This window comes from Neobacillus sp. PS3-40 (genome assembly GCF_030915485.1).
In the GTDB taxonomy this organism is placed as follows: Bacteria; Bacillota; Bacilli; order Bacillales; family Cytobacillaceae; genus JAUZPL01.
Genome location: NZ_CP133266.1, coordinates 1714411 through 1731607, shown reverse-complemented (window position 1 = coordinate 1731607; position 17197 = coordinate 1714411). Strand labels below are relative to the sequence as shown.

Below are 17197 nucleotides of genomic sequence, written 5' to 3'. Positions count from 1 at the left end.
TCGGGTTTTTAGATTAGGTACGAAAAACAACAATCTATGCGAAAATAGCCTTTTAAAAAAAGGACACAGGAGGAAAAACCTCAACTGTGAACCTTAATATCTGCTAATGCAGCTTCATCTGCAATAATTGTAACACATGGATGATTTTTCAACACAGATGCTGGGAAGCTTTCATTAACTTCACCATTTATGAGCCTGAATAGAGCTTCTTTTTTGCTTTCCCCCGAAATTAGTAACAGGATTTGTTTGCTTTTCATAATCGTTGCAATTCCCATTGTAACGGCTTCTGTAGGGACTTCCTCTGGGCTATTAAAAAATCTTGCGTTTGCTTCAAGAGTAGATGGAGCTAATTGAACGACATGGGTATTGGAGTCAAATGAAGTACCCGGTTCATTAAATCCAATATGACCATTGCTGCCAATTCCAAGAATTTGAAGATCAATGCCACCCTGGTTTGCAATTAGTTTTTCATAATCAAGGCACTCTTTTTGAATATCAGCCACATCACCACGTGGAATATTTGTTTTCGATTTTTGAATATCAATATGATTAAAAAGTTGATCGTCCATGTAATAGCGGTAGCTATTTGGGTTTTCCCCTGAAAGCCCAACATACTCATCTAAATTAAAAGTAGTTATGTTCCGGTAGGATAGCCCATTTTTTTGATGATCATTAATTAAATTTGAATAAATTCCAACTGGAGTCCCGCCAGTAGCGAGTCCAAGGTTAAGGTTTGGGTTTGCTTTAATTTTTTCAATAATATAATCTGCTGCCAATGCACTCATTTTATTATAATCTTTTGCTTCGATAATCTTCATCTTATTTTCCCCCTTTAGTAAATGCAAGTTCCCCACGGCAAAATGTCATAAACACTTCGTGATTTTCGTCTAGAATAACAATGTCAGCATCTTTTCCGATGTTAATGCTGCCTTTGCGATCATAAATGTTTAATTGTTTTGCAGGGTTAACAGAAGCCATTTCGATAGCATCTCCAAGTGAACAACCTGTAAAAGCCGAAATGTTTTTGACTGCTTGCCCAAGTCTCAAAATACTTCCGGCAAGTGTTCCGTCGTGAAGAACGGCTTTCCCATCTCCTACGGTTACTTCTTGACCACCGAGATCATAATGGCCATTTTTTAAGCATTTCGCACGCATTGAGTCTGTTATCAGAATTAATCCTTCTTTTCGCTTTTGTTTATAAGCAAGCTTTATTATCTCTGGACGAACATGAACTCCATCAACAATTACTTCAGCCATTAATTCATCATGTAATAAGGCTGCACCTACAACACCTGGTTCACGATGATGAAGTCCCGTCATCTGATTAAAAAGATGTGTAACGTGGTTGGCACCAGCATCTATTGCTGTTAAAACTTCTTCATATGTTGCATCTGAATGACCAATAGAGGCAATAATCCCACTAGCCTTTAAATAGCGGATCATTTCTAGTCCACCGGGTTGCTCAGGTGCTAATGTGACAAGTTTAATATTTTTATTTGATAGGGTTTCCCATCTTTTAAATAATTCAATGGTAGGATTCACCATATGCTGAAGTGGCTGAGCGCCTGCTTTGACGGGATTTACAAATGGGCCTTCAAGATGAATTCCGAGTATTTCTGCTTTTCCGGGTGATTGATATTTCTGGATAAAATCCCCCGCATTTACTAATGCATCCTCAATTTGCTTTTCACTCTGTGTCATTGTTGTAGCTAAAAGGCTGGTTGTTCCTTCGCCAGGAAGGCTTGAAGTCATGGTTTCTAGGGCTTCTGTTGTGGCATCCATTGCATCGGCTCCACTGACACCATGAATATGAACATCAATAAAACCAGGAATTGCTTTATAATGTAAGGGGATATCAATAACCTTGAATCCCTCTGTTTTTATTAAATCGTCCATTGCTCCGAGCTCAATCACTTTTTCATTTTTAAATTTTAGATATCCATTTTCGATGATGTGTTCTTCAGTATATATTTGAATATTCTTAAGTAAAATAGGGGTAACTTTCGAATTCATCACACATACTTCCTTTCTGTCTATACTGCATTTTACCATTTTCGAGTTATAGTTGTCTATACCAATTCGGAGAAGGAAAAGTAAGTGTTCTTTATCTAGTATATGAAAAAACTGCGTATTTTCTTACTTTATTGTTAAAATTGATTTGATTTTTAAAAAATATCCCTAAAATTGGTATAGATATCTATAGCGGGAAAATTACAAGTTTATTAAGTTTATTTTTAAAAAAGGCTGTTTTCGTACAGATTGTTGTTTTACGTACCTAGTCTAAAACCCGTAATTACTATGATATCGTGCTCTTTTCTTAAAAATTGCCTACTGATTCATCGATAAACTGATATAACACACCATATTACCTTCAAATAGCAACAAAGTTTAAGAAAAGAGCCTTAAAAAAGAAAGTGGGGAGAGGCATTGAAAAAAGTAATTATCTTTGGAATTAGTGGTACGATTGGGCAGGCATTAGGCCGGTTATTAGTAGATAAAAATTATGATGTGTATGGCACGTACAATCAGAATAAGCCCCTTCTATTAAATGCCAATAAAGTTTCACAGCTAGGGATTGAACAACTTGATGATTTGGGCCGTTTTTTGGAAAAAGTCAAACCTGACTTTGTGATAATGGCTTTGCGTGGTGATTTTGAGAAACAGCTACTATTCCATCAAAGGACAGCAGAGTATTTGCAACTAAAGGATGGAAGAATGGTTTTTTGCTCGACAGCAAATGTGTTTGATGGAGCTATTGATAGTCCTCATTATGAAGAGGATGAGCCAAAGGCGTTTAGTGATTATGGGCAATATAAGATTGAATGTGAGAGGGTAATGGCTGAATATCTTCATGACTCACTAGCTGTTGTCCGAATTCCAACGATCCTTGGCAAGCATTCACCAAGAATAAATGAGTTACGACAAAAGATAGAGGAAAGAATTCCGATCGATATTTATACAAATTTGTATTCTACTAGGAATTCGGATGTTATGTTAGCTAAACAAATAGAATACATATTGAATCATTGGCTTCCAGGTATCTTTCATTTGGCTACATCAGATATTATGAACCATTCAGAGTTTACAAAAGAATTGGTGCAGCGATTGGGATATTCGAATGTTCATTTTGAAGAAAAGGTGCAAGATGACTTTTCTGGGGGAGTGCCAACTCGGTATTATAACTCGCTATTATCAAGAAAAAGTTTACCAAACCAGTTGCAACTAAATCATCAACAACTAATTGATGATCTAGAAAATAAATAAAAGCAAACCCCGCCAAATTTATTTGACGGGGTTATGCATACTTCTTTAAAGAAAAAATTAATAAATCCTAATTCTCCCGCTTGAAACACCTAGATCAATTTTGTGTTTTCCTGAACCATGGATACCTTCCAAGTGTTTTCTGGTTTCACTTTGATTTTTCAGAGGAAAATTATTTGAAATTATCCCACTGCTACTATCCCCGTTGATAGTAAAATCAGCATCTCCTGGTAAGTCAAGTAACATATTCCCTGAACTAACATGGATATCAACATCATTTGTTAATTTGTCCATTTGAACCTTGAAATTTCCGGAAGATAAATTGGCTTTTAGCTTTCCGCGATAGTGATTCAAGATAATATTCCCGGAACTTAGATGAATAGATCCTGTTCTTGTTGAAAGTGAATTGGCAACCGTATTTCCAGAAGAGCTGGTATGTTCAAACTGGTTAACCTTCAAATTATTTAAATGAATATTTCCTGAAACCATATCCACTTTAAGATTATCTAATTCTGAAGACATTCCATCATAATTTACATTTCCTGAACCAACTTTTATGTTCATATCTTGATGGTAATCTTCAGGAATATAAATTGTTAACTTAGAATTATCGAAAAAGGAGAACCAATCAAACCATTTGTGTTTGTATTGCACAGATATACTGTCACCATTTTCTTTTACAATAACCTTCCCTTTACCTTTAAGTTCGGCTTCCAGATCATTTCGATTCTCTGGGATAATAGTCGTCCCGATGCCAGATATATCGAACTTAATCAAATTGGTATGCTTGCTAACATGTATCGGACTATTTTGATTGCCCAACCAGGAAATTTTATCTAAGTTCTGAAACCCAATATACAATAGGCAAATTAATAAAAATAACACAAGAATTTTTTTCAAATGAATACCTGCTTTCCTCAATTATTTAATTGTATCTTCATTTTAGATAAAATCATTGTTTGCCACTATCACCCTGAGAATGATTTCCATCTAAGACTTAAGCCTCAATGAGGATAAGTCTTTGAAAATAAGTATATTCAAGAACCTGAAATATGAAAATTCATTGAAAATTCCGTTTAATGTTCTTTTGAAATACTTCAATTGCATTTACCACAATACCAATGCTATGTTTGAAATGACTAATATGATGGAGATTTAAACAAGATCTCTTTTAAATAAACCAAACAGATAGGAAGAGGGACAAATGGGATCCATTCAATGGGAGTATTTATTTAATGCAAAGTTGGCCATTGAATCCTTTCCGTATGTTATGCAGGGCATAGGCTATACATTATTAATCTCATTAGTTAGTATGTTTTTTGGATTAATACTAGGCTTTTTTATAGCATTAGGAAGGATGTCAAAAAATCAATTTATTAAGATACCTGCAAGGGGCTACATTTCTTTCATGCGCGGAGTACCAATACTTGTTCTATTGTTTCTCCTTTACTTCGGCTTCCCGATCATTGGAATTCAATTTTCAGCGCTTACAGCAGCTATTCTTGGATTCAGCCTCAGTAGTGCAGGATACATGGCTGAAATAAACCGTTCAGCCATCGCTTCTATTGATAAAGGGCAATGGGAAGCAGCTACATCAATCGGGTTATCCTACTTTCAAACACTGAGGAGAATCATTCTACCCCAAGCAGTTAAAGTGGCGATGCCACCATTATCAAATGTTTTGCTTGATTTGATTAAGGGATCATCCTTAGCAGCGATGATTACGGTACCAGAGTTATTTCAAAATGCAAAAATTGTTGGTGGTAGAGAATTTGATTATATGACTATGTATATTTTAGTTGCGCTTATTTATTGGGGAATTTGTTCAGTCATTTCCTTTTTCCAAGATTATCTTGAATCACGATATGAAATGAAAAGCAGCTAATCAAAAAACACACCGTTTGAAACTTAAAACGGTGTGTTTTTTGATAGGAGATAACTGAAAAAAAAGAATCGGCATTGGCCGATTCCTAAAAAAAGTTTATAAAAAAGGGGGTTGAGTTGTTAGGTTTGTTAACCTAAATTCATTGTAAATGATAGTTATGAACAAATTATTACTAAACAATTAAGTTTTGATAAATAAGCAAAAAGCCGGTAAAGTGGAAAATGAGTAGTAGAAAAAAAGGGATGTGAATGGGATGAAAATAAAAGTGATTATCGCGGATGATAATTCCTTTATTCGTGAAGGGATGAAAATAATCTTAAATACATATGATGAATTTGATGTTTTAGACACAGTGAATGATGGGAAAGAGGCGTTTAATTATTGCAAAAATCATGATGTGGACGTTGCACTTTTAGATGTTCGAATGCCAAATATGAATGGTGTCGAGGCAACTAAACTCATTGCAGAACAAACAAAGACCAAGCCTTTAATCTTAACAACTTTTGATGACGATGAATTTATTATTGATGCGATTAAGAATGGGGCAAAGGGATATTTGTTAAAAAATAATGATCCCGAACAAATTAGGGATGCGATTAAAAGCGTTTACAATGGAAATACGGTTATGCAGGACATAGTCCTTGAAAAAATTAAATCAAATTTACAAGATAATAAAGTAATAGAACTGAAAATAGATAAAACTCTTTTCACGGAAAGAGAGCTTGATATTATGGCTCTCATTGCGAAAGGACAATCAAACAAAGAAATTTCAAAAACACTTTTTATTTCGGAAGGAACAATTGCTAATTATATTTCATCTATTCTAGGGAAAACGGGACTTGAACATCGAACGCAAATCGCGATTTACTATTTAACGGGAAAGATATCAAGATAGGGGAATGAGATGGAATTTTGGATAATCATCAGCAAACTCATATTGTTGATTTACCTTGCGCTTCGGTTTATTCAAACTGATAAATTAACTATATCTTGGATTGTATTTTCGTTTCTACTATATCTTTGTATCAATATCGCTATCTATATCGTAAAAAAATCCGCAGCAAAAAAAATAGTGCTTGTGCTATCAATTCTTTTCACATTGGTATGTTCCGACTATGTTCATCCGTTATTTGTTCTATTTTTACCGATGAATTTATGTGAGTTAGTTTCTTATTATATTCAAAGAAAGTGGCTGGTGTTAGTACTTCTTATAAGTCCTATTCTATTTATAAACGAGAACATAGTTTTATTATATGGCCTAGTGGCAGTATTTAATTTCATGATTTTTATCATTTCAGATCAATATACAAGTCGGATTTTGGTGCTTGAGACCAATATGGATAAGATGAGAAAAGATATGCAAAAGCTAACGAAAAGCTTAAATGAAAATAATGAATTTATTCGACAGTCGGAATACACCTATAAATTAGAAGAGCGGAACCGGCTGTCACAGGTTATTCATGATAAAATTGGCCATTCGATGACAGGTGCACTGATTCAAATGGAAGCATCAAAGCGCCTTATTGAAACAGATAAAGAAAAGTCAATCGAGTTATTGCAAAATGCAATTAATATCTCCAAAGTGGGAATAGAAAATATCAGAATTACCTTGAAAAATATGAAACCACCCTCAGAACAAATGGGTATCAACCGCTTGAAGCTACTAATTGATGACTTTTCCGCTAAACATATGGTCAATACCCCATTTGTCTTTAAAGGGAATATGGATTTCATTACACCTATTCAGTGGAAGATCATCCATGAAAATGTAACGGAAGCATTGACAAATGTGCTGAAATATTCAAATGCAACCAGTGTTTCAATCGAAATACAGGTACTTAATGCGGTTGTTAAGGTTGTTGTGAAAGATAACGGAAAAGGTACCTTGAAAATTAAGAAAGGTCTTGGAATTATTGGAATGGAAGAGCGGACAGCGTCCATTAACGGAACGATTATTATTGATGGTACAAGTGGATTTTCGGTAACCATGTTGCTACCGTTCAATAAATAAAGACTTTTTTCTTAGCCAGACAAAATTGAAAAGAGCCTTAATGAAAGACCTCATATCCAAAAGGTGAATATTCTCATGCAAAAGGATGAACTACTACACTGACGTAGGTTCATCCTTTTTGTCTATAATAATACTATATTAAAGCCATGAGGTGATAAGCATGAAAGTGCTAGAATTGAAAAACCTAACGAAGAAATTTGCCGATTTTATTGCAGTAGACAATATATCGTTATCGATCACAGAAGGAGAAATATTTGGTTTTTTAGGTGCAAATGGTGCAGGGAAAAGTACGACTATTAATATGATTGCTGGACTTCTAAGAAGCAATGATGGTGAAATTAACATACTAGGCAAAAACACTATAAAAAATAGTAGGTTTGCCAAAATGAATATTGGCGTTGTTCCTCAGGATTTGGCGATCTATGAAGATTTGACAGCCTATGAAAATGTGAAATTTTTTGCTGGTTTATATGGGTTGCGGGGCTCGATTCTCCATGAACGGGTTATAGAAGCGCTAGAATTCGTAGGGTTAAGTGATAAACATAAAAGTCATCCGAAGAATTTTTCAGGTGGGATGAAACGAAGATTAAATATAGCCTGTGCTATTGCACATCGTCCTAAGCTGATTATTATGGATGAACCAACTGTAGGAATTGATCCACAATCAAGAAATTATATTTTGACATCTGTTCGTAAATTAAATGAGATGGGATGTACGATAATCTATACAAGCCACTATATGGAGGAAGTAGAAGAGATTTGCTCAAGAATTGCGATCATCGATCATGGGAAAATTATCGCTGAAGGAACAAAAGGACAACTAAAAGCAATTATCACAGATACAAAGGATATATGGATTGAAATAAAATCAACAGAAAATATTGATGTAAATAAGATTAAGGATATTAATGGGGTAAAAGCTGTTCAATTCGAGGAAAATCTTATGAAAATTAATTCGGAGACAGGGGTTAATAATTTAAATAAAATTATCCAGTATCTTATTAATAGTGATATCGAGATTAGCTCAATGGAAGAAAAAGAACCCAATTTAGAAACAGTTTTCTTAACATTAACAGGTAGGAACCTAAGAGATTAGAAAGGAGGGGTATCCTTTGAATATACTAAATATAGCGTTAAAGGAAATAAAACGAGACTTTCGGGATATTCGAACGCTCATCTTTATGCTTGCATTTCCGATTGTACTGATGCTCATACTCGGTAGTGCCCTTTCAAATGCATTTGATAGCAATATCTCAGTTGGGAAAATTCATGTTATGTATAAAGATCATTCAAATAGAAATATTTCACAAGCGTTTCAAGCCTTCAAAGCCCAAGTAGTTAAATCTGATATCTATTTCAAAAAAGCAAACGAGAATACAGATGGGAAAAAAGAAGTGAAGGATGGCAATTATGATGCCTTCATTGAACTAAATAACAATGGAATTCAACTGTATCAAAGTGGGCAAAAAAGCATTGAAGCAAGCATTGTCCAAGGAATGCTCACGACATTTACGGATAAATATAACCTGGCTGTTGAGGTGGCAAAAGTTGCCCCTGAGCAGGTAACTTCTGCCCTTTCAAGTGGAAGCCATAAAAATTATATTAAAGAAACATCTATCCATTCAGCCAAACAACCTGGTGCAATGGATTATTATGCTATTGCAATGACAACGATGATCGCGCTTTATGCGGCAATGGGTGCCAGTTACTTAATGCGTGGTGAGAGAGTATTAAAAACCGCAGACAGGTTACTTGCTTCACCTGTTACACGGGGAGAAATTCTTGTTGGAAAAATACTTGGGAGTCTTGTACTCAATTCCCTTTGTGTCTTAATTGTAGTTGTCTTTAGTAAGTTTGTTTTTAAAGCCAATTGGGGAGAGCATCTGGGAATTGTTTTACTTATCTTATTATCAGAAGTGATTCTTGCTGTGAGCTTTGGACTTGGAATAAGCTACATCACAAAAACAGGTGCTGCAGCAAAAATGATTATCATGATTGTGGTACAGCTAGCGTCTATGATAGGTGGTGCCTATTATAAATTGAGCGATACAAGTGGAATTTCAAGCCTTTCGCCATTGACCTGGGTAAATACAGCTATTACAAAGATTATTTACGGTAATGATTTAGCAGCAGCTATTCCAGCTCTGTCATTAAATATTGGAATTTCTGCCGTCTTTCTGGCTATTTCGATCGTATCACTACAAAGAAGGGAGGGGCTATAAAGATGAAGGATGTTAGTTGGTTAATCAAAAATACATTAAAAGTGACCTTTAAAAATAAAAAAAATATACTGTTGTACCTTTGTACGCCCCTAATAGGTGTATTTATCTCTCTGTTGACTTATGGAAATGTAACGCAGTCCATATTACATGTAGGGATCGTAAACCAAGATAATGGTTATATTGCAGCAGATACGGTAAAGTTTATAGCTAAGTTAGAAAATGTAAAAGCTAGTAAAATGCAGGAGTCGGAAGTAGCCAACAAACTAACGAATGGAAAACTTGATTGTGCAATTATAGTAGAATCGGGATTTTCAAATAGCGTTGAAAATGGAAATCCAGGTAAAATCCGGATTGTCTCGATTAAAGGAGCGGAAATCACCGGATTTGTAAAATCATATTTATATCAATATATTGATAATGTTATGGCGATTAGCAAGGTTGCAAAAGGTGATCAAGTAACCTTTGAGAAAATGTATAATAACTACCAACAGGCTACATTCAAGCTGACAGCGAATACAGTAAAAGATACTTCCAAAAGCAAGAATATGACGTATCAGTCAGTTGGTTTTTTAATTATGATAATGCTTTTTTCAGCAGGTAATTTTTCCGAAATTATTCTTAAAGAAAAGGAAAATAGAACGTATTTCCGGTTATTATCAACCCCTATAAATGCCAGGAAATATGTACTTTCTAACGTGGTTGTTAACATGATCGTGTTGATCCTACAAATCATTTGGATGAACCTTTTTATTAAAATTGTTTTTCACATTGACACAGGTATTTCTTTTTGGCAAATGACTGCCATTCTTACGCTGTTTGCCCTTGTAGCTGTTGGGTTAACACTTATGCTGGTATCTTTTGCAAATAGTTCAACATCAGCTGGTGCCATACAAAATTTAGTGGTCACTCCTTCTTGTTTACTTGCTGGCTGTTTTTGGCCAGTCGAGATTATGCCCAAGTCTATTCAGAAAGTGGCTGATTTCCTTCCACAGCGTTGGGTCCTGGACACAATAAGTAAATTGCAGCAAGGGCAACATTTAGAGGGCATTTATTTGAATATATTGATTCTCTTTGCCTTTGCCTTTGCCTTTTTCTTGATCGCAATCTATAAATTTGGGCGAAATAATAGTGTGAAAATTTTTATTTAATCAAAACAGAATATCCTAATAAGGCAAAGGGAGAATTATAAACCCTTTGCTTTTTTATTTATCCTATTGGAAAATAGCTTCATTTAAAATATAGTTATGGTATAAATGTGAAATTAATGAGAGTTGGGGCAATAATGGATAAATTACTGAATAAGATGGGTAAAACTTTCAACATAGATCATTTAGTTATGATTTTTAATTTTTTAGAAGATATGGTCTTTTTGGTGGAGGTTGGGGAAGATGGAGTATTTCGTTATTTAGAAGTAAATCCAGCTTATCTTAAAGGCACTGGTATTCCGTTGAAGGACTTGAAAAACAAACATATTGATGAGGTATTTGAAAGTCGTGAAGCAGCTTTAGTTATGAACAATTATAAAAAGGCAATCATGAAAAAAAAGGCATTATCATATGAAGAAAATGTGAAAATTTACCGACAATACAAAACATTTGAAACTACTATTATTCCTATCTTTTTGGAGGAACAGGGCGTTTGCCGATACATTCTTGGGGTATCAAGAGATATTAGTGAGAGAAAAAGATATGAGGATTTAGTAACGGAGGCGAAAAGCGAGCTTACAGCAATTGTCCAACCCCAACAAGGAGTTATTATTGAAGTCGAAAAACGGGGCGTAGATTTTTTTTATACGAATTGTGAGGGCCCGTTGCTTGGGCAGTTTGGATTGACACCTCAAGAGGTAATTAATAGACGGCCTCAAGATCTATTTCCTCCTGAAATGACCGAAACAATTATTGAACAATACCAGCTTTGTTGGAGTACAAAGGAAAAAATATTCTATGAATGGGCTGGTAAAGCCATTAAGGATGAATTTTGTTGGTTAGCCATCCTTACTCCTATTCTAGAAAATGGAGAAATAACATCCTTCATTATTTATGCGATTGATATTCTTGAAAGAAAAAAAGCCGAGGAATCTTTGATGAAGGCAGAAAAGTTATCGCTAATTGGCGAATTAGCAGCTGGAGTTGGTCATGAGATCCGAAATCCGCTTACCTCAATTAGAGGCTTTATGAAATATATGAGGCAAAACAAAGAAGAAATAAGGGATGAATATTTCGATATCATTGATTCAGAACTAGAAAGCCTTAATCAAATTGCTGGAGAACTAATGATTCTAGCAAAACCCCAGGTGATGCAATTTGAAAAACATGACCTCATTAAGCTTTTGAATGAGGTGGTGTTTTTACTTGAAGCTGAAGCCTTTAGTTATGGAGTAAGAATGATCAAAAAATACCAAAGCAGTAAAGTATGGATCTATGGAGAAAGACATCAATTAAAGCAAGTATTTATTAATCTCATGAAGAATGCGCTTGATGCGATGCGTGAGCAATCATACGGAAAATTGATAATAGAGTGTGAACAAACCGATTCTCTGAATTTGGTCAAAATCTCTGATAACGGCATTGGGATTCCAGAAGAAATCCTTGGGAAAATTGGAGAGCCGTTTTATACAACAAAGGAAAAAGGAACGGGCTTAGGTTTGATGGTATCCTATCGTATTATCAAGAATCATAAAGGATCTATTGTTTGTAAAAGTGAAGTGGGTAAGGGAACGTCATTTAGTATGTCTTTCCCTAAAATTCAGAAGATGTAGAAAGGGAGTTGCATATATTGGTTAAATAGAAGATTTTTTTGGAGGCGATCGGATGATAACTGCAAGAATTGGCAGCAAAATCTATAAATATCCCGAAAGTCTTGAGGCGTATTTTCAAACGTTTCGATCCAATATTATTGGAAATAATCAATATTTTGATTCCCCTTATGGAAAAAAACGAATTCTTTACGCAGATTGGACGGCAAGCGGTCGATTATATCGCCCAATTGAACAAAAGATCACTGAAGTTTTTGGCCCATTTATGGCAAACACACATACAGAATCCAACACGACTAGTTTAAAAATGACGTCAATGTACAAAGAAGCAAAAAAGATTATAAAGGAACATGTAAATGCAAGTGATGATGATGTTGTCATCCTAGATGGGTTCGGAATGACCTCCGTGATAAATAAGCTTCAGCGAATCCTAGGTATTAGAGTGAATGAGAAATATAGGAGTTTGATTCAATTTTCTGAAAAGGATAAACCTGTTGTGTTTATCACACATATGGAACATCATTCTAATCAACTATCATGGCTTGAATCGATAGCAGATGTAGTAATATTAGAGCCAGATCCATTTGGAAAAGTAGATATGAAACAGCTTGACCAACTTCTTACTCACTATAAAGAAAGAACACTTAAGATTGGATCATTTACTGCGTGTTCAAATGTAACAGGGATACAAACTGCTTATCATCAATTAGCAAAGGTAATGCATTTGCATGGTGGCATCTGTTTCATCGATTTTGCCGCGTCTGCACCATATGTAAACATTGATATGCATCCGGAAGATCCACTAGAAAAGTTGGATGCCATCTTTTTTTCTCCTCATAAGTTTTTAGGGGGACCAGGATCGAGTGGTGTTCTTGTATTTGACTCGAAATTGTATTCCAATAAAGTCCCTGATCATCCAGGGGGTGGAACGGTTACATGGACGAATCCATGGGGAATGCATCAATACTATTCCACAATTGAAATGCGGGAAGACGGAGGTACACCTGGAATCCTACAAGCAATAAGAATTGCTCTATGCTTGAATTTAAAAAAGCAAATGGGCGTCGATTTGATTATGAAAAGAGAGAAAGAGCTAGTCTCCTTGCTACTCAGCCATTTAGAGCAAATCCCTCAACTTCACTTATTGGATGGACATATAAAGGACCGCCTTGGGATTGTTTCCTTTTTTGTGGAAAATATTCATTACAATTTAATTGTCCGCCTCTTAAATGATCGGTATGGATTTCAGGTTCGGGGTGGCTGTTCTTGTGCCGGAACCTATGGGCATTATTTATTTCACCTCGATCCAAAACATTCCAAACAAATCACGGATAAAATTGACCAGGGCGACCTAACAGATAAACCAGGCTGGGTTCGATTTTCACTCCATCCGACTATGACAAATGAAGAAGTTCATCTGTTTGTTTTTGCTATAAAAGAAATTATCACGAATATTGAAAAATGGAAAAAAGAGTATGTCTATGATCACAAGAGCAATGACTTTTTTTATGTGAATTATATTCGTGAGGATTTAACGCCCTTGTTTCGAATCTCAATAGAGGAGGGGGGCAACGAGTAGCCAAATTTGCTATAATAGAAAACATTAAAATGTTTTAAAATATGATCGTAATGGAGTTTGATTGATACGCATGATGACTAAATTTTGGCAAAGTAGTGGGTTCAAACGAATATTAATATTTGTGTTGATTTCAATAGTTCTGTATTTATTAAAAGATATGATTAACTTTATCTTGCTTACATTTATTTTTACATTTTTAATGAATCGGTTAACGAAATTTGTATCGGAGAGAATTCCGCTAAACCGTAAGCTGATTGTTGTGATTTTATATGCATTAATTGTCGGTCTGCTTTCAATTGCGCTCGTAAAATATCTGCCATTAATCGCAAGTGAAATTAGAGAATTAATCAAACAATTAACTGCCTTTTATGCAGCAAAGCATGATAATATCGTTTTAAATTATCTTTTCAACCGCTTTGAAAAAGTTCAAATATCCAATTATTTGGAACAAGGCTTTACATTTTTAATCAGGTATTTTACGGATATTAGTAAGGTAAGCTTACAGGTCCTTTTGTCCTTACTGCTAAGTCTGTTCTTCTTGCTTGAAAAACCAGGATTAATCCTATTTACACGTAAATTTAAACAGAGCAAAATTGCATCTATTTACAATGAGATTGAATTTTTCGCACAAAAATTTGCAACAACGTTTGGAAAGGTCATTGAAGCACAACTAATCATTGCTGTCGTAAACTGTACTTTAACAACCGTTTCACTGTGGATTTTGGGGTTCCCACAGCTAGTCGGGCTGTCCATCATGATTTTTTTGTTAGGGCTCATTCCAGTTGCGGGCGTTATTCTTTCATTTATTCCTCTTGCTATTATCGCTTATAGCATTGGTGGTTTAATAAAGGTCCTTTATATTGCGATTGCGATTGCCGTAATTCACGGGATCGAAGCCTATATATTGAATCCGAATTTAATGTCCTCCAAAACCAATTTACCTGTTTTTTATACTTTTGTCGTATTAATCTTTTCAGAGCACTTTTTTGGAATTTGGGGACTTATTGTAGGTATTCCCATTTTCGTATTTTTGTTAGATGTACTAGAAGTAACAGATCAAAATAAAATCAAATAAGGTCAAATCCCCTATTCTTGTTAAGGATGGGGGATTTATTTTCAAATTGAAGAAGTTCTGTTATCCTAAATGGGATAAACAAAGGGGGTTTTTTGATGAGCGAATGCAAAGTGAATCATTCACATGATGATGTCAAAAATAAATTTGAATCACAAGCTACCTTTTTACCAGATGAGTTGACATCTTTATTTAAATCGTTTTTTGAAAAAGAACATACACAGGATATCTTAAATCAAGTGTTCCATTTGTTGAAAAAATATGATTTGGCATCAGACGAAGAAAAAAGTGGGCGAAATAATCAGATGTACCTCATCCTACGGTAGAACTTGTAGATGGTGTATAAAAAAAGGAATCCCAATGAAAAGGTCGAATTCATTAGATGATAAGCCATTTCATTAGGAGGTATAAATGCTAACAAATCAACAGTTAAACGAGATAGAAGAGCTACAAAAGGAATGTGAAGCTGAGGATCTAATTCAATTGAAATTGAATTGGAGTATGCTAAGGAATCCGAGCGATGAGGAAATGGGGCATCTCTACCATTACGAAGATGGAAGGCTTGTTGGGTTCCTAGGCGTCTACCGGTTTGGCAATAAGGCTGAACTTTGTGGAATGGTAAAGCCAAGTTACCGCAGGAAAGGGATTTTTTCGAAGCTCTTTTCAAAGGTTAATACATTAATCGAGACGCAAAAATTTACGGAAGTACTTTTAAATGCCCCTTCCAATTCGCACACTGCAAAAGGATTTCTACAAAATGTTTCCTGTAATTATTCTATTAGTGAATATCAAATGCAATGGGAAGAAACGAAATTGGTAGGAGATGGTACAGTTACACTAAGGCCATCAACAGAGAAAGATTTTGAGGATGAAGTTCAATTAGATGTGCAGTGCTTTGGACTTAATGAAGATGATGCAAGAAAGTATCGTTCGCAAGGCAGACGAGCGGATGAACAAGAGTATTTTATGATTGAAAAAGATAACAAGACGGTTGGGAAAATCCGCGTTTCGCATTCCAATGGGGAAGCATGGATTTATGGATTCGCCATTTTTCCTGAATATCAGGGAAAAGGAATTGGGAGAAATGTTTTAGCCAATGTGATTATAAAAGAAAATCAGGAAGGATATCCGATTTTTTTAGAGGTTGAAGCAAAAAATGCCCACGCATTGAGGCTCTATGAATCTTGTGGCTTCAGGGCCTACCATTCACAGGATTATTATGAGTATAAACGATAAACTAACGAAAAGAAGTCTGCTTAATTGGCAGACTTCTTTTCGCTAATCAGCGAGTTTTCTTTACAATGGCATTGTTAATGAATAATGCTGAATTTTTTGTTTTCACGGTCGGGAACTATGCTAAACGCCTTAATTTTTTTTGTCTTAATTTATTCATTTAAATTTCATGATTCTGACCTTTTTAGAAAATAGTATAAGTAGTAAGGATGAAAGGAGATCCTATGAGAGAATTAATGGTATTGTTAAAAAAAGGGAATAAATCCGCTTTGCTTGCGGCAATTGTCAATGCGGTTATTGCCATTATAAAGGGTGTTGCCTATACATATACCGGGAATGTGGCGATGTTTGCTGAAACGATGCATAGTCTAGGAGATACAGCGAACCAGTTTTTTGTTTTTATGGGATCGGCTTTAAGTAAAAAGGCCCCTACCGAACGTTTTCCGAATGGTTTTGGCCGACTGGTCAACCTTGTTCTTTTAGGCGCAGTTTTAATTGTTGGAATCATGGCATTTGAAACGATTAAAGAGGGTTATCACCATATTATCGATCCAACTGAATCGAAGGGATTTATCTTAAATATTGTCGTGCTTGTTGCTGCAACAATCCTCGAATCCTTCGTCCTTTTTAGAGCAATGAAGGAAATCTTACATGATTGTGAGATTCATACGAGGGGAATCGATCTATTCGTTCAAAGCCTTGCAAATTTAGGGAGAGCGAAACCGGCAACGAAGCTAGTCTTTATGGAGGATCTGGTTGCTACTATTGGAGGTTTGTTGGCTATTATTTCTGTCATTCTCGCCCATTTCACAGTATTTCATCAGGCGGAGGGCATTGCCTCAGTCTTAATTGGAGCAATGATGTTCTTTGTGGTCGGTAAAGTGTTTTTGGATAACGCTGCAGGGGTAATCGGTCAAGCAGATGAAGAAATGGAGCAGAAAATAGGAAATTTGGTAATGGAGGACCCCGATGTAAAGGATATTCAAGGGATTACAGTCATCAAAGAAGGAGAAGACCTCCATGTAGAAATAGAAATAGAAGTTGATCCAAAGCTAACAGTTGCCGCGGCTGATGACATTAAAGACCGTTTGGAAGAAAAAATCATGGCGGAAAAAGGTGTTGTTGATGTGATTATTGAATTTGATGAAGAAGATGAAATAGTCACGTGGAAGAAGTAAT

The 17197-nt window shown here is 35.4% G+C and carries 16 protein-coding genes; 13 read left to right on the top strand and 3 right to left on the bottom strand.

Translation table 11 applies throughout. The features are described from left to right. Positions 1-80 precede the first annotated feature (80 nt). Positions 81-818 (bottom strand): glucosamine-6-phosphate deaminase, encoded by a 738-nt coding sequence (gene nagB, locus RCG20_RS08780; protein ID WP_308183849.1) that lies wholly within the window; start codon positions 816-818, stop codon positions 81-83. Between the two features lies 1 nt (position 819). Beyond that, positions 820-2013, bottom strand: coding sequence for an N-acetylglucosamine-6-phosphate deacetylase (nagA, locus tag RCG20_RS08775; RefSeq protein ID WP_308183848.1), 1194 nt, complete (start codon positions 2011-2013; stop codon positions 820-822). A 414-nt stretch (positions 2014-2427) separates the two neighbouring features. On the opposite strand from nagA, the gene RCG20_RS08770 reads away from it, so the two are divergent. After that, on the top strand, positions 2428-3264 hold the full coding sequence (locus RCG20_RS08770) for a sugar nucleotide-binding protein (protein ID WP_308183847.1): 837 nt from the start codon (positions 2428-2430) through the stop codon (positions 3262-3264). A gap of 57 nt (positions 3265-3321) precedes the next feature. Here the strand turns inward: RCG20_RS08770 and RCG20_RS08765 are convergent, their stop codons facing one another. Beyond that, complete coding sequence (locus RCG20_RS08765; RefSeq protein WP_308183846.1) at positions 3322-4161, bottom strand: LiaG family protein; 840 nt, start codon at positions 4159-4161, stop codon at positions 3322-3324. Between the two features lie 304 nt (positions 4162-4465). On the opposite strand from RCG20_RS08765, the gene RCG20_RS08760 reads away from it, so the two are divergent. The 12 genes from RCG20_RS08760 (at position 4466) to RCG20_RS08705 (ending at position 17196) form a co-directional block, all read left to right on the top strand. Beyond that, positions 4466-5146, top strand: a complete 681-nt coding sequence (locus RCG20_RS08760; RefSeq protein ID WP_308183845.1) for an amino acid ABC transporter permease — start codon at positions 4466-4468, stop codon at positions 5144-5146. A 253-nt stretch (positions 5147-5399) separates the two neighbouring features. Then, a complete protein-coding gene (locus tag RCG20_RS08755) occupies positions 5400-6041 on the top strand; it encodes a response regulator transcription factor (protein ID WP_308183844.1) in 642 nt (213 codons plus the stop codon). A gap of 9 nt (positions 6042-6050) precedes the next feature. Next, entirely contained in the window at positions 6051-7157 is a 1107-nt protein-coding gene (locus RCG20_RS08750; RefSeq protein WP_308183842.1) for a sensor histidine kinase, read from the top strand. Positions 7158-7317: 160 nt separating this feature from the next. Next, a complete protein-coding gene (locus tag RCG20_RS08745) occupies positions 7318-8253 on the top strand; it encodes an ABC transporter ATP-binding protein (protein WP_308183841.1) in 936 nt (311 codons plus the stop codon). 16 nt (positions 8254-8269) lie between these two features. After that, positions 8270-9379 carry an ABC transporter permease gene (locus RCG20_RS08740; RefSeq protein ID WP_308183840.1) on the top strand — a complete coding sequence of 370 codons (1110 nt, stop codon included), beginning with the start codon at positions 8270-8272 and terminating at the stop codon, positions 9377-9379. Between the two features lie 2 nt (positions 9380-9381). Further along, entirely contained in the window at positions 9382-10527 is a 1146-nt protein-coding gene (locus tag RCG20_RS08735) for an ABC transporter permease (protein WP_308183839.1), read from the top strand. Positions 10528-10661: 134 nt separating this feature from the next. After that, positions 10662-12137 carry an ATP-binding protein gene (locus RCG20_RS08730; protein ID WP_308183838.1) on the top strand — a complete coding sequence of 492 codons (1476 nt, stop codon included), beginning with the start codon at positions 10662-10664 and terminating at the stop codon, positions 12135-12137. A gap of 52 nt (positions 12138-12189) precedes the next feature. Continuing rightward, positions 12190-13713, top strand: coding sequence for an aminotransferase class V-fold PLP-dependent enzyme (locus RCG20_RS08725; protein ID WP_308183837.1), 1524 nt, complete (start codon positions 12190-12192; stop codon positions 13711-13713). Positions 13714-13783: 70 nt separating this feature from the next. Next, positions 13784-14788, top strand: coding sequence for an AI-2E family transporter (locus tag RCG20_RS08720; protein WP_308183836.1), 1005 nt, complete (start codon positions 13784-13786; stop codon positions 14786-14788). 95 nt (positions 14789-14883) lie between these two features. Continuing rightward, entirely contained in the window at positions 14884-15111 is a 228-nt protein-coding gene (locus tag RCG20_RS08715) for a hypothetical protein (RefSeq protein ID WP_308183835.1), read from the top strand. A gap of 85 nt (positions 15112-15196) precedes the next feature. Beyond that, positions 15197-16021, top strand: a complete 825-nt coding sequence (locus RCG20_RS08710) for a GNAT family N-acetyltransferase (RefSeq protein WP_308183834.1) — start codon at positions 15197-15199, stop codon at positions 16019-16021. A gap of 221 nt (positions 16022-16242) precedes the next feature. Next, positions 16243-17196, top strand: coding sequence for a cation diffusion facilitator family transporter (locus RCG20_RS08705; RefSeq protein ID WP_308183833.1), 954 nt, complete (start codon positions 16243-16245; stop codon positions 17194-17196). Position 17197: the final 1 nt, after the last annotated feature.